A 21,089-nucleotide genomic window follows, 5' to 3' on the forward strand; every position below is an offset into this window, starting at 1 on the left:
TTTAATGATGGTGAGTAACATACTTTTACTTTACTTTTGAAGGAAGAAAATATTTAAAGTTCTACACTATTGCTGATTGGAGTGCAAGGCTACTCAACTCCCGTGGGATAGCGAGACAGACGAGAATCTGAGGCCACAACACGATGTTGGTCACGAAGGCGTTGTCACAGGACTTGACGCACTTAGTCTTCGTTCCTCAGCGTATGAAGCGGCTCGTCGCTCGCCCACAGGAAGCCTTGCTCTGTGCGAAAGCGAAGCGTCAGCGGCAAAGCGAGTAGCCTGGAACGGAAATACCTTCATTTGACTTAGTAGGTGTTCACAAAGAGTCCCTTGACCATTTAGTTTTTCAACACGATATTTATATTTAGTTTGATTACTAAATATAAATTTCTCAGCTTGACGATGTTCTCGCTCTTTAGACATAAAAACACCCCTTTAGACCAATATAATCTAAAGGGATGTTTCGTCGTAACTTTATTTTAAACATCGCAACTTTATTTCAAATCTACAGTAGAGTTAGAAAAGGATAAGGTTCTAACTTTAAAAAGGTTAGTACCTAGGTTGAGAAATTATTTTCTCAACCTTTTTATTCGGTGTTTTTTTATTTTCACTCAATATCTACATTTAAACACTTAGTTTCACAGTAATAGCCTTTGCCGCCAACATAAACTTTTTCTATTTTATTCTTGCTATTGGTTGCTAATTTAACTAATATTTCGGAAGGCGAGTGTAAAGAATAACCTTGTTCAAATACATAGACTTCTTTTTGCAAGTATTGCTGTTCATAAAGGTAGCAAGCTAATGCACCGTTTGAAGTTCCAGTCGCTGCTTCTTCATTGATGTCGTATAGTGGAGCAAAATTTCTGCATATAATTCGATTGTCATTAAAAGTATATAGATGCATCCCGACAACATTATAATACTTGCTGATTTCTTTAATTTTTTCAAAATTAGGTTGCAGTTCATGTAATCGTGTTTCGCTTTTTATAGGAATTAAAATATCTTTTAAGCCCGTGGAGACAATTTGAATTGGGTATTTATTGTCTATAGCTTTAATGTCAAAACAGTCGATGAACTCGTTTGGAGATACAACATCATAGAATATCGGTTTGTTTTGTTCCATGAATATGATGTCATCTTTTATGGTAATAGTAAGAACACCGCTGTTCGTTTCAATCGTATAGCGATTCCTGAAAAGTTTATTTAAATGCATCAGTATCGCGAAAGAGCCAATTGTGGCATGACCACATAAATCAACTTCTTCTTTTGGTGTAAAATACTCAAATTTATAATCAGCAATTTTAGATTCTGATATAAATGCGGTTTCAGCATAGCCCAGTTGTTTGGCTATTGCCATTTTTTGAGTAGTGGTCAATGTATTCTCAATAAATACCACTCCTGCTTTATTTCCGCCTTTATGATCCTTGCTAAATGCACTTGCAACATAAACGGATATTTTCATAAGATACCTTCCTTCCTCACTTATAGTAAATTGTAGCATAGAAAGCACTACGTCAACACTTGTCGTTTATATAACTTGTAAATTTGGTTTTAACGTTTTAGTAGATTACGTTGCTTATTGTACTCTTTCTCTCTTTGTTCCATCATGTACACTACCAAATTAAAATTAGTAATGTACATTTTCATAATATGTGCAGCATTATAAAAAAGTAATTATGAAATAAATCATCATGTACAATTACTTATCTTTAATGTTACATAGTAGGGCACTTTTTTCTATTATATTGAAACTAATAAAGATGTTATTACGACTATAGTGTGACTGGGATTAGGAGGTGTTTGCTTGAGTGAGCATTTAGCAGCAATTATGGATGAGCATGGTGAATATTGCCTACGAGTGGCTTATCTTTACGTGAAGGACTGGGCTATAGCGGAGGAAATCGTTCAGGATGTATTTTTCGCCTATTATCGTCAACAGGAGCGCTTTGAACAACGATCCTCATTGAAAACATATTTAGTAAAAATAACTGTACATAAAAGTCATGACCATTTACGAAGCTGGAAAAATAAGCGACATATATTATTAGAAAAATTACATATTGGCGTGAGTAGGCGAACACCTGAAAAAGAATTAGTAGAGAAGGATGATCGTCGGATTTTGGCAACAGCTTTGTTTGAACTTTCATTACCTTATAGGGAAGTACTAATTCTTTACTATTATCAAGAATTAAAAATACGAGAGATAGCAGATATCCTAGCATTAACTGAAAACACAGTAAAAACTAGATTACGTAGAGCTAGACAAATGCTACAAGAAAAACTAGATAAAAATGATTGGGAGGTGTTAGGAGATGACATCCTTTAAGGACAAATTGGATAAAGAGCTTGGTGAAGTGCCACGGTTTTCACAACCATTACAAAAGCGTATTTTACAGCATGTTAAGCACAAAAAAAGAAGAAATCGGCAATATCCAACGATAACTTTTGGGGCAGTTGTGGTGACACTACTATTGTTATTCGTTATGGGTCCTTGGGGACAAGTGGAAACTACAAAACATGCTACGATAGTTGAATTAGCACAACAGGAAGCCATTAAACAGTTTACTATGGCACAAAATTGGGATGAAGATTCCTTTAAAGCCGGAAGAACTGGTTGGATTATAGGACAGCAAGTGTTTAAAGAAGAATCAGCAAGAGATATGCTGAAACAAATATTACAGCAGGCTACCGTTACACTGAAGGATAATAATTTTATCACTTTTGCGAAGAGTGATATATGGGTTGAGTTTGATAATGGGCAAGTCATAAAGCTGAAGATGTGCTTAAACGATACCGAATTAGTTTTCACTGATCAACAGACAAACATATCTTATAAAGTGAAGGATGAAAACCTAGCATCTGCTTATAAGAATTTTGTACAGAGAAGTGAATTCAATATTAATAGTTCGGATTTAATTACCTTTATAGTTGTTATTATCTTTATCGGGTGGTTAGTTGATAAACTTTTGCGAAGGAAGTTTAATATTCCAAAGGAGCCAAAATACGTAAGCTCAGGTCATCAGCGCTCCACATATATCGTGAAATTTCTGAATGCAATTTTTATTTTGGTATTTACAATAAAACAATGGTTTTTGTATACAATCGCTCTAAGTATATCGTTAGCAGTAGTAATAATAATTTCTACTATGATTGAGTATTACTATGGCCGCGAAGAGAAAAGACATTATGTATCAATTATTTCTTCCATTGTAATGCTTTTATTATTATTTATATTCCTTATGTATATTTAAAGTAGTATGCCATAAGCAAAATAGAAGATGAGCTAGTATTGAGCTCGATTGGAATCGAGCTCATATGTTTCTACTATCCATATTTTCAGTTTGAAGCAAGAATTGGGCTATACAAGAGATCATAAAGCTAACGGCTAGACCATATAAAAAGTTAAAGTATAATCCAATACCGATACCAATGACTATAGAAAGAAATAGTGCAAACCAACTATGCTTATGAATCGTTCTGTTTGTAAATAAAAGAATAATGATAAAGGGCAACATCGTGATATGAAGAAAGGCAAAGGTGTAAATAACGCCTAAAATTGTCATATCAATAGATAAAAACAAGGTAAGCAAGATTAGTATAAGACCTATCAAATAGTAATAATAGGGTTTTTTTGCGGAAAAGAAGCGTTTCGTTGCTCGCATTTCAACAAGTAGGGTAGTCACAATAGCTAAAAGTGTAAAGACAAAAAAGGCAAATGTAAGGAAACCCGGCTGTACCTCATATAAAAATGTAAGGACTAAAATTTGAAACTGTCCATAGGAGCCACCGTATAGGGCGATCATTAAGATAGCGGTAAATGATAGTGTTAGTAGAGCTAAAATAACGCCTGCAGAAAATAAACTCCGCCGTATTTTTTTAGGTTTAATAAAGGCAATTAGATACCATGTTGATTTATCAAACAATACTTGTCCTAAAATCGCTAATTGTAATACAACATAGAACAATAAGATTTCACTGTTTTTAAAATAAAACAAATATGGATGATATAATCGAATCCCTTCATATACAGTACTGGCACCATTTTGTACAAAATAAAAGATGGGGATAAAAATAAGAAGCGAAAAAAGCATGATGATAAATAGAATATCCATCCATAATATCCCTTTTATTGAAAGTACTCGATCCAATAATAACATGCCAATCAAAAACAGTGTCAGTGTTATCGGGACTGGTATATTTAACATAATAGTTGATAGTACACTAACGCTTATTAATTGTATAAGCCAAATTTCGATGCCTGTTATTAGATAGAATAATTGGATGAATTTTAAATTAATTCCACTTAATTTTTCCTGCATTTTCAGAATCAAAAAGCTTTGTTTGTTTTGGCTTTGTGTAAAGCCGCTTCTCTTTAAAAATGAACCAAGCACGATAAATGATATGGCTGTTGCTAGTGTGTAACAAATGCCCGCCATAAAACCATAGGAAATAAGGGCAGAAGGAGAGGACAATAATAAGTTTCCATTAATCCATCTAGCTAACAGAATAATGACCCCTGCTGCTGTGCTTAAACTTGCGAACGGTATGAGCAATGAATATTTCTTTAACATACAATCAATACCCTTTACTCATTTTAGAGGTTCTATATTGACGAGGTGATTGATTATATTTTTTCTTAAAAGCTACACTAAAATAGTGCTGACTATTGAATCCACAGCTCTCAGCAATTGCAGACATACTCGCGTCTAGATTCTCATTTATTTTCTTGACGGCCATCTCTAACCGATAATTATTAATATACTCATTAATGCCAATGGATTGCTCCTCCAAAAATTTGCGGCTTAAATAGCTTGGATTCAAATGAATCTTTTCAGCAATAATATTTAAACCAAGTTTTTCATGATAATTTTCATGAATATAAGAAAGAGCGCTTTGAATGGCATCGTGGTTAGAGCTCCATACTTTATATTTTTCCACAATAGCATCTAATTCACTAGCGATGACAGGCTTTGTAAGATAATCCTTAACCCCGATACGTAATGCTCGTTGGGCATATTCGAAGGTCTGATAAGCTGTTACCATAATAATATCTACTTCATAAAGTTCTTTTAGTTCCTTGCTCAGAGTGATTCCATCTTTCCCAGGCATTTGAATATCCAAAAAGGCGATAGTCATACGGTGCTTTTTAGCTAATTGCAGAGCTTGTGAGGCATCCTGAGCAGTATGGAATGTCCAATTAGGGAAATGCGGTTTTAATAAATAAATCATTTGCTCAAGCTCTAACGGCTCATCATCTGCGATTAATATATTCATGGTGAGATTCTCCTTTCACATTCAAATTTGTAGAAAGCCTAAGCGGGAACATGGATCGTAACAGTGTAAAACTGTTCATTATTTTGAATCGAGAATAAAATATTTTCGAGTCCATAAATAAGTTCAAGTCGTTTTTTAATATTTTCAAGACCGTAGCCTTGCTGCAATTCATCTTCTACCTGTTCAACAACAGTTTCTATTTTTTCCGATGGCTGTGTATTTTTAATTTCTATTAATAAAAACTTGTCCATTTTTTTGATAAAAATGGATAGCTCCGCAGGTCCTATATGTTTTTCAAAGCCATGTTTATACGCATTTTCAATAATGGTCTGGAGAATAAATGGAGGTATTTGCACGGATAGGGCTGCTTCATCAACATACTTGTGAATCGTTAAACGATGCCCAAAGCGTAGTTGTTGAATATTTAAATAGCTATCGACAAATTGCACCTCGTTTTTTAAAGCGATTAAAACCTCATGATTATTGTATTTAAATTTAAAAAACGTTGCTAAGGCCTCAATGCCCGCAACCAAATCTTCCTTCCGATTGATGCGGGCTAGGCTCAGTAATGAATTTAAAGCATTAAAAAAGAAATGCGGCTGTATTTGCTGATTTAATTGCAGAATATTGGCTCTTTGTAAATCTTGCTCAAGCTCTAAATGCCTTTTTTCTTCCTCAAGGCTGTCGATTTGTTTTTCAAAAATAAAAATAAACGTAAGCAGAAAAGCTCCAATAATTGGAGCAATTACACATAGGAGAATATATATGTTGAAGGTTTCTAGTTGTAACATAACGACCTCTCCATTTATTTTATAAGTGTAAGTTACATTAAACTAAATTTTCTGCAAAATGGCAAGCTACCTTATGCGTTGCAGAAATTTCTCGTAATGCTGGAACTTCTGCTTTACATTTATCTGTTGCGAATGGGCAACGTGTGTGAAAGCTACAGCCAGTAGGAGGATTAAGTGGGGAAGGCAGGTCTCCCTTCAAAATAATGCGCTCCTTGCGATGGTGCTTATCGATCACTGGAATCGATGAAAATAGTGCTTTTGTATAAGGATGATGTGGCTGTGTGAAAAGTGAATGCTTATCAGCGATTTCTACAACCTTTCCAAGATACATGACCATGATTCGGTCTGAAATATGGCGAACGACACTTAAATCATGAGAGATAAATAAAAAGGTTAAATCTAAATCTCTTTGTAGTTGCTTCAGTAAGTTTAAAATCTGTGCTTGAATGGAAACGTCTAAGGCAGAAACCGATTCATCACAAATAATAATTTTAGGATTGACAGCAAGGGCTCTCGCAATACCAATACGCTGACGCTGTCCACCTGAAAATTCGTGCGGATAGCGCTCTAAGTACTCAGGACGTAATCCCACAAGCGACATTAACTCAATCATGCGTGCCTCTTGCTGCTCAGGCGGTACTATTTTTTGAATAGACATGGCCTCCATCAACATTTTACGAATCGTTCGTCGCGGGTTGAGAGATGCATAGGGATCTTGGAAAATAATTTGTATGTCCTTGCGCGCAGCTCGAAGCTCTTTTTTGTTCATATTCACTAAATTTTTGCCAAATAATAATACTTCTCCATCGGTAGGCTCATCCAATCTTAAAATTGAACGACCTGTCGTTGATTTTCCACAACCAGATTCTCCAACAATGCTGAGCGTTTCACCAGGCATAATATCGAAGGAAACGCCATCCACAGCTTTAACAACCTGCTGTGGACCAAAGAGCTTTTCTTTTTTTAAGAAAAAATGCTGTTTTAAATTATTTACTTCTAATAGTGGTTGCTGCTTTGTCGTCATACTGTCATCTCCTTCATAAGTGTTTCTCCTTGCCACTCTTTGCTGTACATCCAGCATCGTACTTTTTTCTCCAGTTCGACAGTAAGGAGCTCAGGCTGTTTTTCATGGCATACATCTGAAGCAAATGGACAGCGTTCTGCATAACGACAGCCAGTTGGGTAATTATATGGACTTGGAACGGTACCATGAATAGTAGATAATTCTTCTTGATCTTCATATAGCTTTGGTAATGATTGAATTAATCCATTTGTATAAGGGTGTAACGGTTTTTCAAAAAGACTTTCTGTTGTGCCTTCCTCTACAACCTGCCCCGCATACATAACGGCAATTTTATCGCATATTTCTGCTACAACACCAAGGTCATGGGTAATGAAGATTATACTCATCCCTAATTGTTTTTGCAGATTTTGAATAATATCAATTATTTGAGCCTGAATGGTAACATCTAGAGCAGTCGTCGGTTCATCAGCGATTAACACATCTGGTGTACAGGCTAGTGCCATCGCAATCATAATGCGTTGGCGCATTCCGCCACTTAGCTGATAAGGCTCTTGTTTCGCTCTTTTTTCAGGTGCAGGAATCCCTACAAGGCGAATCATATCTACAGCCTTTTGCCATGCTTCTTTACGTGATAAGCCTTGGTGCAAACGAATGGATTCAGCAATTTGCTCCCCAACAGATAACACAGGGTTTAAGCTTGTCATCGGCTCTTGGAAAATCATTGATATTTTATTGCCCCGTATTTTGCATAATTCCTCATCTGATAATTTCAAGATATCTGTATTATTTAAGAGAATTTCACCATTGATAATTTTACCAGGGGGTGAAGGTACTAAACGAAGTAATGATAGGGAAGTCATTGATTTTCCACAGCCTGATTCCCCAACAATGCCTAACGTTTCCCCTTTTTGAAGTGTAAAGGATACACCGTCAACTGCTTTGGCGACTCCCTCACTCGAATAAAAATAAGTTTGTAAGTTTTTTACTTCCAACACTGTTTCTTGTTTCATCTGTTTTCCCTCCCTAGTTTAAATCCATTCGCTTATTAAAGAATCGGTACAAAATGTCTACGAAAAGATTAATGAAAACGAATATTAATGAGGCGACAAGAACGCCACCCTGAACGACTGGTATATCGCGTGTACGAATAGCATCTACAATCATTCGTCCTAATCCATTAACAGCAAAAACAGATTCTACTAAAACTGTTCCTCCAAGTAAACTACCAAACTGTAAGCCTACAACTGTAATAACTGGAATCAAGGCATTGCGTAATGCGTGCTTTAAAATGATAATGTAACCCTTTAAACCTTTCGCTTTAGCAGTACGAATATAGTCTTGGTTTACAACCTCCAGCATACTAGAGCGCGTCATACGGGCAACAATGGCAGCACCACCAGCACCAAGTGTGACAGCAGGCAGAATTATATGTTTGGCACTATCCCAACCTGCCACAGGAAGCCAGTGTAACTGCACCGAGAAAACATACATTAATAAAATACCTAACCAAAAACTTGGTAGGGAAATCCCTAATAATGCAACGACCATTAATCCAACATCCATAAATGAATAGGGACGAATTGCAGATATGATGCCGGCAATAAGCCCTAGAACAATTGTGATTAAAATACTATAAAAGGCTAGCTCAATTGTGATAGGTAAACGAGCAGTAATTTCTTCAAATACAGGTTGGTTATTTTTTAACGAGTTACCCATATCACCTTGTAGCAGATTTTTAATGTAATCTGTATATTGAATAGCTAAAGGCTTATTGAGCCCTAAATTTTCACGTAATTCTGCCACAGTTTCTTGTGAAGCGCCTTCGCCTGCTAAAATTATCGCTGGGTCGCCAGGAATCATCTGCATAATTAGGAAAACAACAAGCGTTACACCAAGCGTCACAGGAATAATTTGAGCAAGTCGTTTTAAGATAAATAATGTCATGTGTTTTCTCTCCTTTAATTTTTCATTCTAGGGTCTAAAGCATCGCGTAATCCATCTCCAAATAGGTTAAATCCTAGTACAAGTATAGAAATCATAATACCTGGGAATAACGCCATATAAGGAGCAGTAAACAGGAAATCTCGACCATTTGACAGCATAGCACCCCATTCAGGAGATGGTGGCTGTGCACCCAATCCTAAGAATGATAGCCCTGCTGCCGATAGAATAGCAGTCGCTAAGCGCATAGATGCTTGAACAATAATTGGTGATAAAATATTCGGAAAAATATGCTTGATTAATATGGTCATATCATTGGCTCCAAGAGTTTTGACCGCATCAATATATTCCAATTTTTTCACTTCCATTGTCGATCCGCGTACGATACGTGCAAACATCGGAATAGAGAAAAAGCCAACTGCAATTGTTACATTAATAAGGCTTGGTCCTAATGCACTGACAATAGCTAGAGCTAGTAAGATACCTGGAAAGGCTAGCATGATATCTAACATACGACTAATAATAGAATCAACCCATTTTCCATAGTAGCCAGAGATGAGCCCTAAGAGTGTTCCAATTGTCCCGCCAAACAACACAGCTGAAATACCAACACCGATAGATAAACGCGAGCCATATAATATACGACTTAAAATATCTCGTCCTTTGTCATCGGTACCCATTAGATGGTTTAAACTCGGTCCCTGTAATTTTTGATCTAACTGTACGTCGAAGGGATCATAAGGGGCTATAATTGGCCCGATGAGAAACATCAATATATATAGAAGAATGATAATGCCTCCTGCGACAGCTGCTTTATTTTTTTTGATTTTATTTAGGAATGAAACAAGATTCTTTTTTCTAGATGCCTTGCGTGCATTCACTAAAACAGAATGATCGATAGTAGTAGTTATTTTATCCATACCGAATGCTCCTTTTCTATTTGATGTGATTTCAATTTAGTGAAAAGCGTAAAGAATGTAAATATTATAGTGGCTATTAGTCAGAAAATTTAAAAAACACGTAAAAATTTTAAAAAACAAGTGAATTTTATTTCTTTATAATTCGAAATGTAAGTATCAAATCACACAAGGAGGAAATGTTTATGAAGAAAATGAAGCTGCTTTTATTCATGACACTAATTACTGTTCTAGTTTTGCAGGCATGCTCAACTGCTAGTAATAAAAGTGCAGAGGGTTCCAAAGAGGGAGCAAAAAGTGTAGGAGGAGAATTGGTTATTTTACGGGCATCAGATGCGACAAGCCTTGATCCTCACTTTATTACAGATATTCCTTCAGCGAATATTATTCATGGCAAGGTATATGAAACACTTGTTGCTTTTGATAGAGATCGCAAAATTACTCCATTACTTGCAAAAGAGTGGGAGCAAAAAGATGATGCTACTTGGACATTCAAATTGAATGAAGGCATTAAATTCCATGATGGAGCAGATTTTAATGCAGAGGCTGTAAAAGCTACATTCGATCGAATTTTAGATCCTGCAACTGGATCTCCACAGCGTGATAAATTATCAATGATTAACGAAGTAGTGGTAGATGATGAGTATGTTGTAACGTTGAAATTAAAAGAACCGTATGCACCGCTTCTATCTATTTTAGCGAGTCAAGAAGGCAGTATGATAAGCCCGAAAGCCATTGCTGAATCGGCTGATAAGTTGGCAACACATCCAGTAGGGACAGGTCCATTTGTATTTGAATCTTGGAAATCTGGACAAGAAATTACATTAAACGCAAATAAAGACTATTGGGGTAATGTACCAAAAGTAGATAAAGTAACATTTAAAGTTGTACCAGAGGATTCTACTCGCTTAGCAATGATTGAAAGTGGAGAAGCCCATATTGCTGAGCAAGTACCAGTAACAGAAATTAATCGCATTGAAAATTCACCGTCAATGAATCTTTTCCGTGCAGAAGGGCTTGCAGTAGAATTCATCGGTTTCAATGTGAAAGACGCATTATTATCTGATGTTAAAGTACGTCAAGCAATAAGCTATGCAGTTGACCGTGAAGCAATTATTAGCGGTATTTATGATAATGTAGGGACACTTGCGAATTCAGCGATGAGTCCAAAGGTGATTGGCTATTCAAGTGAAACGAAGGCGTATGATTATGATGTTGTCAAAGCAAAACAGCTTTTAAAAGAGGCCGGAATTAAAGAAGGAACGAAAATCAAATTACTAACAAGTGATCGTAAAGAACGAATTAATATGGCAGAGGTTGTGCAATCTCAATTAAAGGGCATTGGCTTAGATGTAGATATTCAAGTTATGGAGTATGGTGCATTTATCTCAGAAATCACGAAAGAACAGCATCAATTATTTATTAGCGGCTGGGGCAATGCTACTGGTGACGCTGATTATAACCAGTACAATCTGTTCCATTCAGCTTCTATGGGCGCACCAGGAAATCATTTCTATTACGGTAATCCTGAAATAGATAAGCTGATTGAAGAAGGACGCTCTGAATCAGATCAAGCTACTCGTAATGAAATCTACAAAAAAGCAATGCAAATGGAGTTAGAAGATGCTGTGTATATTCCAGTTCGAAACTATGAGCATTTGGCAGTCTACAGCAATGCTGTGAAAGGTTTCTGGTTAGATGCATCTAACTACACAATGATCAGTGGCGTTGAAATTGTAGAATAATCAAACTTGGTGATCGATAAAAATACAAATTAGGGAGGAAACTATGCGTAAACTACTGCTGAAAAATGTGAGACTAGAAGAAGCTTATGAGTACGAAAACGAACATATTGTCGGAACTCGTACAGCTATTTATGATGTCCTAATTGACGATGGACATGTCCAACAAGTGGATAAGAATATAGTGGTTGATGGAGATGTAGAGGTTTTAGATGCTAAAAAGCAACTACTGGTTCCTTCATTCCGAGAAATGCATATTCATATCGATAAAACTTATTTTGGTGGAGAATGGCAGGCACCAAGACCGATTACAAAAGGTATATTAACGCGTATTGAAGAAGAAAGAGCGCTATTACCGAAACAATTGCCAACAGCTGCCTATCGAGCAGAAGAAATGGTCAAGTGGCTCATTTCACAGGGACATACACATATTCGTTCCCATTGTAATGTTGATCCACAAATTGGGACAAAGCACATTGAAATTACGAAACAAGTTTTAGAAAAATATCAAGATCAGATCACCTATGATATTGTGGCTTTTCCACAACATGGCTTACTACGCTCCAATGTGGAAGGACTAATCCGTGAGGCGATGGCAATGGGGGCAACGCTCGTTGGGGGCGTTGATCCATCCATTGTTGATCGAGATATTGAAAGATCACTACAAACAACAATGCAAATTGCACAAGACTATAACGCTGGTATCGATATTCATATTCATACACCAAATACATTGGGAGAATTTGAATTTTATAACTTGATTGATTTGACAAAACAGGCCAAAAAAGAAGGACAGGTCACAATCAGTCATGCGATGGCACTAGCTGATTTACCACAGCCACAGCTAGAGAGTCTAGTACAAGCGATGGCTTCTGTACAAATGGATGTGACAACGACAGTGCCAGTCGCTATTAATCGCTCTACAATTCCAATTCCCTATTTATATGACAATGGGGTAAACGTTTCGGTAGGTCATGATAGCTTAACAGATCATTGGTCTCCTTATGGTACAGGTAACACAATTACAAAATTAAATATTATGGCAGAAAGATTTCGTTTCATGGATGAATACTCTTTAAGTCGTGCATGGAAATATGCCTCTGGCGGTATAACACCTCTTAATGATAAGGGTGAGCGTGTATGGCCGAAGGTTGGTGATGCTGCGAATATGCTTTTAGTAGATGGCGTGAGCTCAGCCCATGTTGTGGCTAGAAGATGCTCTATCTCTACAGTTATTTCACAAGGCAAATTGATTCACCAGCAGGAAGTGGGAGAGTTGAAAGGAGAATTCAGATGAAGCAATGGCTTACAAACGTTCTACTTGAAACAGGAGAGTATGTAAAAGATAATGATACAGTTGGCACAAAGGTTGAGCTTTTTAACCTTGAAATTACTGATGGTTTTATCTCACAAATTATATCTGCAGCACAACCCATTGATTCTTCACAACAGCTTACAGATATGAAGGGCAAATTACTCTTACCTGCTTTTAAGGAAATGCATAATCATTTAGATAAAACCTATCTTTCCTTACCTTGGAAAGCTGTAGTACCAGCAAAAAACCTAAAGGATCGGCTAGAGCAAGAAGCAAGAGAGCTGCCTATTTTAGCTGCTACAGGAAAACAGCGTGCTCTTGCTATGTTTGAAAAAATTATCAGCAATGGTACCAATCATATTCGTACACATGTCAATATTGATCCATATATAGGGTTAAAAAATTTAGAAGGTGTACTGGCAGCCTTAGATGACTATAAAGATGTTGTGACAGCAGAGGTCATTGCCTTTCCACAGCACGGCTTATTACGAGATGATGTGCCGAAGTTACTGCGTGAGGCATTACGTAACGGTGCTACGATGATTGGCGGGCTTGATCCAGCAGGAATAGATAATACCATTGAACGTTCTCTTTACGAGACAATGGATATTGCACATGAATTTAATGTTGATGTTGATATTCATTTACATGATGGAGGACATGTCGGCTATTATACAATTGATAAATGGATTGATATTGTCGAAGAGGCGAATTACCAAGGGCGAACAGCAATAAGCCATGCCTTCGCATTAGGAGATGTTTCTGTAATGGAGCAGCATACTATTGCTGATCGACTCGCACAGCAACAAGTAAAAATCATGTCAACCGTACCATTTAATATCAATCGTGTTATGCCGCCAATTGATTTATTATCAGAACATGGCGTCGATGTTCATTTTGGTTGTGATGGATTTTATGATTCATGGAGTCCATATGGTTCTGGAGATGTATTGGAAAAAGCAACTACTTTTGCAGATATAACTAGAAAACTAGATGAACGCTCCATTCGCCAAGTATTGAAATATATTACAAATGGTATTACGCCATTGGATACAGATGGTCAAATGGTTTGGCCAAATGTTAAAGACGAAGCGAGCTTTGTATTCTTTGACGCGGTATCAAGTGCTGAGGTCATTGCAAGAAGACCTTTAGATCGAGTTGTGATGTCTAAAGGGAAATTTATTCGCTAGAAATGTTGGAACTGCATATCGTGTAGTTGCCATTCAAATTATCCCCCCTTATACAAATTTATCTTCATTCAGCAGAAGACTCTCACCTCTACAGTTGGAGAGATGAATGCGGTTGATTCTTTTACAGTGGGTGTCCAAACACCTACTGAATGAAGATAAAGCCTCCAGCGGATGTCACGGATTTTCAAAGGAATGAATTGTGCGGGCACAATTCAAAATCCGGACGCAATTACGCCAAGGCGAAATTGATATAGATGAAAATCCGCTTACATTCCGTGCTTACGTTTCGCTTTCATTTGATTGCGCTACTTTGCACGGGAAGCAAAGCGGGTTTTTTCCATTGAAGCAAGTATTTTGACATTATCATGTGGAAGGTGCAACAAATGAAACAATTAACGACATACATGATTTTATTTAGTTGTGTATTTTTTTGGGCAAGTAATTTTATCATTGGTTCTATCCTTATTGAGCATTGGGAGCCCATAGCAATAGCCATTTACAGACTAATGATCATTGTTCTTTTTTTAGGGTGTATTCATTGGCAAGCAATTGTCCATGTAACATTTACACGTAATGATTTTATATTATTAATGATTGCAGGCATTTTGGGTGTTGCCATTAATCACTATAGCTTTTATGCAAGTCTTCAGCATACTTCTCCCATTACAGCTGCCCTTATATTAGCCTGTGCACCGATTGTTACGTCACTACTTAATAAAATGATTTATAAAGAATATCGAAACCGCATTTTTTGGATAGGTGCTATTATTTCGTTAATGGGTGTATCACTGATTATTACAAAGGGAGCATTGATTGTCATTTCAATTGGTAAAGGAGAGATACTAAGCTTGGTGACAATGCTAAGTTTCGCCCTGTTCCTTATTATTGTGAATCATCTTAGTCTAAAAATTACGGCTGAGGCCATTACGTTTTATACAAATTTAATAGGATTAATTGTGCTGACGCCATTTGGTACATCTATATTTATGCAGAAGAATATGCAAGTGGAATTTCCATATTGGGTACTTTTAGTCGTATCAGCCATAATTATTCATGGAATTAGTAATTTAATGTGGAATAGAAAAATGAAAGACATTGGTTCCACAAATGCATCACTTTTGTTAAATTTTGAACCAGCTATAGCTATGATTTTAAGTGCCATTGTTTTACATCAACTGCCTTCTATCATTCAGATCTACGGCTCTTTATTGATTCTCTTAGGTATTCTTCTATGTGTTTATTATAAAGAAATAAAAACATTTTCTTTTATTAAAAGAAAAGCGGGCTAAAAAGATGCTTGAATCGTTTCAGTGCATCTTTTTTGCTCGCTTAGCTTTGAAGTTTTTTGTGTAATGTGTAATTTAAAAAAGCGATATATAGTATAGGAAGAAGTATGGTAATCATAACAATTCCCTGCCATTTAAAATGCAGCCAGATTGGGCTGAGCAAAGTACTTCCGGATGCAACGCCAATATAATAAGAAACGAGATATAAGCTTGAGGCAAGCCCCTTTTGATGGATAGCTGTCCGACTAACTGTTGCAGAGGTTAAGGCATGAGCGGTAAAAAAACCTAAGCATGCAATACAGAGCCCAACAACAATCATAGTAAGAGAGGAACTTAGCGTTAATAAAATCCCAAATACTAATAAAAGCACCCCAAATGTTCGAATTTTATTGATACCGACTTTACCTGCAAGGGAATTAGCAATTGGCGAACCAATGATTCCTAAGCCGTATGCTAAAAAAATAAAGGAAATCGTTTTCAATGATAATAAAAATGGTGATTCAGCTAAATAGTATGGGATAAATGACCACATCCCTGTAAAAGATAGCTGCAATATGATCCCAAGCCCAAAAAGAATAAGTAAATTTGGATTTTTTAAATGGAGCCAAAAACCATGTAAATCCTTTTGAATGGTACGTTGGTGAACTGAAAAATTCCTTGATTTTGGTAGGGTAAGCCACACTAGAATGAAAATGACACCACCCAAAAGTGCTAAAGAGAAAAATGCAATCTCCCAAGATTTATATTCTGTTAGATAACCCATCATTAGGCGTCCAATTGTCCCACCTAGAGCATTACATGAAATATAAAGTGCTGTCGCAAACCCCATTGATTGCTGATTAATTTCTTCACTTATATAGGCAAGTGCAGCTGCAGGTACACCAGCAATCGCAAAGCCTTGGATAAAACGTAAAAGAATAATCATAGAAAAAGAATCTGTTAAGGGCATTAAGAGAAAAGGGACAATCGTTAGAATGATGGAAAATAGGATAAATGGTACTCGGCCATAGCGATCAGACAAAAATCCTAAAACGATTAACCCGATAATCACGGAAAGAGTTGTTACAGACATGGTCAGACTTGCAGTGGGAACAGAAATTTGAAATTGCTCTGTAAAGAAGGGGAGCAGGGGTTGTACCGAATACATTGCTGCGAATACAAACACCGAAGCTCCTCCCAAGCTAATCACGATTGTCCAAAATTGGCGGTCCTTAATCGAATATCTCTTTGTAAATGCTTCCATAGAGATGCCCTTATTTCATTTGCTCTGGTAACCAAAGTGATAATTGTGGCAGTAAAACCACTAAAGCTAAGAAAATAATCATTAAAACAATAAAAGGAATGACCCCTTTGACAACTTCTCCAAGCTTTTCTTTAGCAATCCCACTTACGACAAAGAGATTAAGTCCAACTGGCGGTGTAATCATACCAAGCTCCATGTTAATCGTCATAATAATGGCAAAGTGAATCAGGTTAATATCGAAATGTGCTAGAATCGGTAATAGAATTGGTAAAGTAATTAGAATAATGGATACAGCCTCTAAGAACATTCCCATAACAAAGAATAGAATATTAACAATTATCATGAATATCCATTTGTTCATATCACTTTCGGCAATCCATGCACCAACCTGCTGAGGTACTTGTGCATTTGTTAAATATAGTCCAAACAATGAAGCGGCACCGATAATTAGGAAAATCATAGCTGTAATATTAATGGATTCTACTAATACCTCACGGAAATCCTTTAGCTTCATTTCTCGGTAAATGAACAGGGATACGATAAGACCATAGAAAACGGCAATAACGGCTGATTCAGTTGGTGTTACAACCCCTGAATAGATTGTTCCTAAGATTAAGAATGGTAAAAATGCACCCCAAATTGCTTTTAAAGATTTACGACTACGCTCATTCCAAGAAGCTGGTTCATCTCCTTTAAAACCATTGCGTTTCGCATAGACGATAGCTGCCACAATTAATATTCCTGTTAATGCTAGTCCTGGAATAACACCAGCCATAAATAACTCACCAATAGATTGCTCTGAGGTAATACCATAAATGATTAACGGTACACTTGGTGGAATTAAAATACCTAATGTACCACCAGCGGCAACAAGACCCATAGAATAGCGCTTTTTATAGCCTGCAGAAATCATCGCAGGAATCATGATAGAACCGATCGCAGCTGCCGTTGCAGGTGAAGAGCCTGAAATCGCTGCGAAAATAGCACAGGCGATAATTGTTACAACAGCAAGACCGCCTGGGAGATGACCAATCCATGCACGTAAAGCTTCAATAAGATATTTTGAAATCCCACCGCGTGCCATTAATACCCCTGCAAGGACGAAGCCTGGAATTGCCATCATCGGGAAGGAATCCAGTGCAGTAAAAATACGCTGAGGAATCATATTCATATTAAAATCAATTTGGAAGAACACAAGAATTGTCGATAGTGCTAAACTAATCGCGACTGGTACTCGTAAAAATAGTAATAAAAAGAAACTAAGTAAGAGGATTAGCATATTCTTCGTCCTTTCCTCGTAGAATATTGATTAATCTTTCTACGAATCGTAGTAAAAATAAAACGCCTGAAATTGGTAAAACTAAGTATACAACCCACATTGGTATCCCAATATCAAGTGATACCATGCCTGATGTATAACGATTTTCTACTAAAACAAAGCCGTAATACGTATAAATCAAACAAAAGGCAATGCTTAATCCAGTTGCCACTATATCCAGTACACGTTTCATAGAAGGCTTTAATTTATCATATAAAATATCTACTTGAATATGTTGATTGTGGCGCAGAGCTAAGCCAAATCCTAGAAATGTACCCCAAATAATTGAATAACGTGCTAATTCCTCTACCCATGCCTGCGGTTCATTGAATATGTAGCGCATAATTACGCCATAAAAAATAAGAACTACACCAGCTACGAAAAAGATTCCAGCTAGGATTTCTTCTAAGTAGCCCCAGATTTTATGTAAGGCTTTCATTCAATTGCCTCCTTCAAGTGAATTTGAAAAGGGAATGATGATTATTCATCATTTAAATACAAACGGGTGCTGACTCTCTCACTATAGTAATGTTGCTGCTTGTAGTGAGCGTCTTAGCACCCGTTCGTACAGATTTCATGTAAGTGATTTACTAAATTTGATTCAGTTTACCTACAAGGCTCATCTATCCTATGAACCTTGTAGCTTATCCATGGAAATGAGCGAATTCTTACGTTAAACTATTTAATTCCCCGAATAGAAAGGTTTTTAATAACCCAAAGTTCGTTATTTTAGATCACGAATACCATTAATTAATTCTTCTGTGATAACTTCACCAAACTCTTCATACACTGGTTCAAGCTTTGCTTTAATAGCTTCTTTTTGCTCAGCCGTTAACTCAAGAACTTCAATACCAGAGTTTTTGATGTTCTCAAATGATTTTGCGTTTTCATCTGAAGCTAAATCCCAAGCTAGCTTCGTTGCTTCATCTAAAGATGCTTCCACTGCTGTTAATAGTTCAGCAGGGATTTTCTCCCAGAATGACTTGTTGACAAAGATTGCATAGTCAAGGCGACCATGTTCAGATACTGAGAAATATTTTTGAACCTCTTGATATTTTTGTGTATCAAAGTTGTTGAATGTATTTTCTTGTCCATCAACTGTTCCTTGTTGTAGGGCAGCGTATGTTTCACCAAATGCAATTGTTGCAGAGCCAGCATTTAAAGCTTTAAATTGTGCTTCTAATACTTTACCTGCTTGTGCACGGAACTTTAAGCCTTTAAAATCTTCTACTTTTTCAAGTGGATGCTTGTTATTTGAGAAATGCTTAAAGCCATTTTCCCAGAATACTAAACCTTTAATATCATTTGCTGCTAATTGATTAGATTCAAGAATTGTTTTTGCTACGTCAGAAGTAAAGAATTTACGTGCATGCTCTTCGTTTTCAAATAGATAAGGCATATCAACATATTGCCAACGTGGGTCGATTTTAACCATTTTTGTAACAGAAGGAGCAATCATATGAACATTCCCAGAAACTAGTGCATCTAGTTCATCATTATCCCCGTATAATTGAGAGGAAGGGTAAACTTCAACTTTTACTTTACCTTCGGTTTTTTCATCTACTAATTTCGCAAAAGCATCAGCTGCTTTTCCTTTTACACTATCGATTGATGTTACATGTGAAAATTTAATGACAAGCGGTTTATCCTTTGTATACCCACCATCACCCTCAGCTGCTGGAGCAGATGTTTCTTTTTTGTCGCCACCGCAAGCTGCAAGTGCTAGAACTAACACAGCCATAAGTGACATGAAGAGCCATTTTTTCATTACATATCCCCCTAAATGTTATGATTATAGTTAAAAGGTTAACCTTTTTAACCCATGCTAGTGATGTGATTGATTTTTAGGAAGTGCTTGGATATATCTTTTCCCATAGTTATCTGCATAATAGCGATAAACAGGCTCAAATGCAGATTCCCATTCTTCCTTCTCTTCATCCGATAAATTGTAAATTTTGATGCAATCACATGCTTTCATTTCTTCAAGTCGCTCTGCTGTTAAATTTTCTGCAAGCTGCCATTCCCATTCTTGAACTTCCTCTAGTGTTTCTATGAGCAGGGTTTGCACATCTTCAGGAAGTGAATTCCAAAATTCATGATTCATCAGCAGTAAATAACCAAGATAGCCATGGTTACTAATTGTTAAGTAGTCTTGTAGTGAATGTAGATTTTTGCTTGTAATGTTTGTCAGTGTATTTTCCTGACCATCGACATTGCCTCTTTGCAGTTGATGAAAAACAGTATTGAAGTCAATGCGTTTTGGATAGGCTCCAACAATGGAAAATTGTTCGGCTAATATATCACTTGGCATAATCCTCATACGCAAGCCATTCAAATCCTGAACAGCTTCTATAGGTCGAATACTATTGCTAAGCTGCTTAAATCCACTATCCCAAACACCCATGGAAAATAGATTATGGGCATTTAACTTTGTCATTAACGATTGACCAACATCACTGTTGACATATGTATGCACTTCATCTGCATATTTAAATGCATAAGGTAAATCCATAACTGACCACTCTGGTACAAGCGTTGTAATTTTAGAAATAGCAGGTGCAATCATTTGAATATCACCGCGTAATAAGGCATTCATTTCTTCTCCATCTTTATAAAGAACCCCGTTTGGAAATACTTGAATCTCGACGTGACCATTACTACGTTCTTTGATTAGCTCTGCAAATTTTACCGCTGCCATTCCTTTTGGTGTGTTTTCACCAACTACATGTGAAAATCGAATAACGATTTGCTCCTCATGACTTAATTGCTCATTGTCGGTAGGGTAAACGTCTTCCTGACATGAAACTAACAGAATTGTTATAAAAATGAGAACGCTAACAAAACTGCGTGCAAAACGATTACTCCACATACAAATTCACCCCTAATCTCTATAAGTTGTGAACGATTTTCATTGTAAATCATTTCAATAAATACTCAATATTATGGTTTTAATGGACATTTTGGTATTTATGGTATATAACAATTTATTATTTTAATAAACTGTTACAAAACAGATGTCCCGATGGATAAAAGTAAATGCTTATTAAA

Annotated in this window: 19 protein-coding genes; 6 read left to right on the forward strand and 13 right to left on the reverse strand. The window is 36.6% G+C overall.

The window, feature by feature from the left end:
* Positions 1-607: 607 nt before the first annotated feature.
* Positions 608-1,462 carry a PhzF family phenazine biosynthesis protein gene (locus ACQKIM_RS10200; protein ID WP_427542896.1) on the reverse strand — a complete coding sequence of 285 codons (855 nt, stop codon included), beginning with the start codon at positions 1,460-1,462 and terminating at the stop codon, positions 608-610.
* 342 nt (positions 1,463-1,804) lie between these two features.
* Between ACQKIM_RS10200 and ACQKIM_RS10205 the strand changes: the two genes are divergently transcribed.
* Together ACQKIM_RS10205 and ACQKIM_RS10210 are read left to right on the forward strand one after the other, a co-directional pair.
* On the forward strand, positions 1,805-2,326 hold the full coding sequence (locus tag ACQKIM_RS10205) for a sigma-70 family RNA polymerase sigma factor (protein ID WP_427542899.1): 522 nt from the start codon (positions 1,805-1,807) through the stop codon (positions 2,324-2,326).
* Positions 2,313-3,251 (forward strand): DUF4181 domain-containing protein, encoded by a 939-nt coding sequence (locus tag ACQKIM_RS10210; protein ID WP_427542902.1) that lies wholly within the window; start codon positions 2,313-2,315, stop codon positions 3,249-3,251. The genes ACQKIM_RS10205 and ACQKIM_RS10210 overlap by 14 nt, the downstream gene beginning before the upstream one ends.
* Before the next feature lie 60 nt (positions 3,252-3,311).
* On the opposite strand, the gene ACQKIM_RS10215 is transcribed toward ACQKIM_RS10210, so the two are convergent.
* The 7 genes from ACQKIM_RS10215 to ACQKIM_RS10245 are packed head-to-tail and all read right to left on the reverse strand — an operon-like array spanning position 3,312 to position 9,950.
* Positions 3,312-4,571, reverse strand: coding sequence for a permease (locus tag ACQKIM_RS10215; protein WP_427542905.1), 1,260 nt, complete (start codon positions 4,569-4,571; stop codon positions 3,312-3,314).
* Positions 4,572-4,575: 4 nt separating this feature from the next.
* Positions 4,576-5,274, reverse strand: a complete 699-nt coding sequence (locus ACQKIM_RS10220; protein WP_427542908.1) for a response regulator transcription factor — start codon at positions 5,272-5,274, stop codon at positions 4,576-4,578.
* Positions 5,275-5,312: 38 nt separating this feature from the next.
* The gene (locus tag ACQKIM_RS10225; RefSeq protein WP_427542911.1) at positions 5,313-6,065 is read right to left on the reverse strand and encodes a sensor histidine kinase; all 753 of its coding nucleotides are present in this window, start codon (positions 6,063-6,065) and stop codon (positions 5,313-5,315) included.
* Positions 6,066-6,102: 37 nt separating this feature from the next.
* The gene (locus ACQKIM_RS10230; RefSeq protein ID WP_427542914.1) at positions 6,103-7,089 is read right to left on the reverse strand and encodes an ABC transporter ATP-binding protein; all 987 of its coding nucleotides are present in this window, start codon (positions 7,087-7,089) and stop codon (positions 6,103-6,105) included.
* On the reverse strand, positions 7,086-8,099 hold the full coding sequence (locus ACQKIM_RS10235) for an ABC transporter ATP-binding protein (protein ID WP_427542916.1): 1,014 nt from the start codon (positions 8,097-8,099) through the stop codon (positions 7,086-7,088). Before ACQKIM_RS10235 ends, ACQKIM_RS10230 begins: the two co-directional genes overlap by 4 nt.
* Positions 8,100-8,112: 13 nt before the next feature.
* Positions 8,113-9,033, reverse strand: coding sequence for a nickel ABC transporter permease (gene nikB, locus ACQKIM_RS10240; RefSeq protein WP_427542919.1), 921 nt, complete (start codon positions 9,031-9,033; stop codon positions 8,113-8,115).
* A gap of 14 nt (positions 9,034-9,047) precedes the next feature.
* Positions 9,048-9,950: an ABC transporter permease gene (locus tag ACQKIM_RS10245; protein ID WP_427542922.1), complete on the reverse strand. Its 903-nt coding sequence runs from the start codon at positions 9,948-9,950 to the stop codon at positions 9,048-9,050.
* A gap of 182 nt (positions 9,951-10,132) precedes the next feature.
* Between ACQKIM_RS10245 and ACQKIM_RS10250 the strand changes: the two genes are divergently transcribed.
* The 4 genes from ACQKIM_RS10250 (at position 10,133) to ACQKIM_RS10265 (ending at position 15,483) form a co-directional block, all read left to right on the forward strand.
* Entirely contained in the window at positions 10,133-11,692 is a 1,560-nt protein-coding gene (locus tag ACQKIM_RS10250) for a glutathione ABC transporter substrate-binding protein (protein WP_427542925.1), read from the forward strand.
* 43 nt (positions 11,693-11,735) lie between these two features.
* Entirely contained in the window at positions 11,736-12,986 is a 1,251-nt protein-coding gene (locus ACQKIM_RS10255; RefSeq protein WP_427542927.1) for an amidohydrolase family protein, read from the forward strand.
* Complete coding sequence (locus tag ACQKIM_RS10260; RefSeq protein ID WP_427542930.1) at positions 12,983-14,194, forward strand: amidohydrolase; 1,212 nt, start codon at positions 12,983-12,985, stop codon at positions 14,192-14,194. Before ACQKIM_RS10255 ends, ACQKIM_RS10260 begins: the two co-directional genes overlap by 4 nt.
* A 383-nt stretch (positions 14,195-14,577) precedes the next feature.
* Positions 14,578-15,483 carry a DMT family transporter gene (locus tag ACQKIM_RS10265; protein ID WP_427542933.1) on the forward strand — a complete coding sequence of 302 codons (906 nt, stop codon included), beginning with the start codon at positions 14,578-14,580 and terminating at the stop codon, positions 15,481-15,483.
* A gap of 40 nt (positions 15,484-15,523) precedes the next feature.
* Here ACQKIM_RS10265 and ACQKIM_RS10270 read toward each other — a convergent pair whose 3' ends face one another.
* The 5 genes from ACQKIM_RS10270 to ACQKIM_RS10290 form a co-directional block, all read right to left on the reverse strand.
* The gene (locus tag ACQKIM_RS10270) at positions 15,524-16,723 is read right to left on the reverse strand and encodes an MFS transporter (protein WP_427542936.1); all 1,200 of its coding nucleotides are present in this window, start codon (positions 16,721-16,723) and stop codon (positions 15,524-15,526) included.
* A 10-nt stretch (positions 16,724-16,733) separates the two neighbouring features.
* On the reverse strand, positions 16,734-18,002 hold the full coding sequence (locus tag ACQKIM_RS10275) for a TRAP transporter large permease (protein ID WP_427542939.1): 1,269 nt from the start codon (positions 18,000-18,002) through the stop codon (positions 16,734-16,736).
* Entirely contained in the window at positions 17,983-18,480 is a 498-nt protein-coding gene (locus ACQKIM_RS10280; RefSeq protein ID WP_427542942.1) for a TRAP transporter small permease, read from the reverse strand. Before ACQKIM_RS10280 ends, ACQKIM_RS10275 begins: the two co-directional genes overlap by 20 nt.
* Positions 18,481-18,765: 285 nt before the next feature.
* Positions 18,766-19,809: a DctP family TRAP transporter solute-binding subunit gene (locus tag ACQKIM_RS10285; RefSeq protein WP_427542945.1), complete on the reverse strand. Its 1,044-nt coding sequence runs from the start codon at positions 19,807-19,809 to the stop codon at positions 18,766-18,768.
* A 57-nt stretch (positions 19,810-19,866) separates the two neighbouring features.
* Positions 19,867-20,910 carry a DctP family TRAP transporter solute-binding subunit gene (locus ACQKIM_RS10290; protein ID WP_427542948.1) on the reverse strand — a complete coding sequence of 348 codons (1,044 nt, stop codon included), beginning with the start codon at positions 20,908-20,910 and terminating at the stop codon, positions 19,867-19,869.
* Positions 20,911-21,089 lie beyond the last annotated feature (179 nt).

The organism is Lysinibacillus sp. NPDC047702, from assembly GCF_050272555.1.
GTDB lineage: Bacteria > Bacillota > Bacilli > Bacillales_A > Planococcaceae > Lysinibacillus.